This is a genomic window from Halomonas sp. ND22Bw, assembly GCF_003011945.1.
Taxonomy (GTDB): Bacteria; Pseudomonadota; Gammaproteobacteria; order Pseudomonadales; family Halomonadaceae; genus Halomonas; species Halomonas halophila.
On the sequence record NZ_PXWD01001370.1, the window covers coordinates 1 to 252 of the forward strand.

The 252-nt window shown below is 72.6% G+C and carries 1 protein-coding gene; it reads left to right on the forward strand.

The window, feature by feature from the left end:
* Positions 1 to 252: aminotransferase class I/II-fold pyridoxal phosphate-dependent enzyme (locus CVH10_RS22665; protein WP_146143312.1), on the forward strand; the 252-nt coding region annotated here is incomplete at both ends.

A 252-nucleotide genomic window follows, 5' to 3' on the forward strand; every position in this document is an offset into this window, starting at 1 on the left:
GGGCTGATCGAGTTCTCCGACAGCGCATCGGCCGTCACGGTCGTCGCCGACCAGCCGAACCTGATCGTGCTGCGCAGCCTGTCCCTGGCCTATGGCCTGGCCGGCGCGCGGGTCGGCGCCGCGATCGCCCAGCCGCAGACGCTGGCCCGGCTGGCGTCGGTGCTTGAACCCTACGCCCTGCCCGAGCCGCTGGTGCGGCTGGCGCAGCAGGTGCTGGACCCGTCGCGGATGATCGAGACCGCCGAACGGATC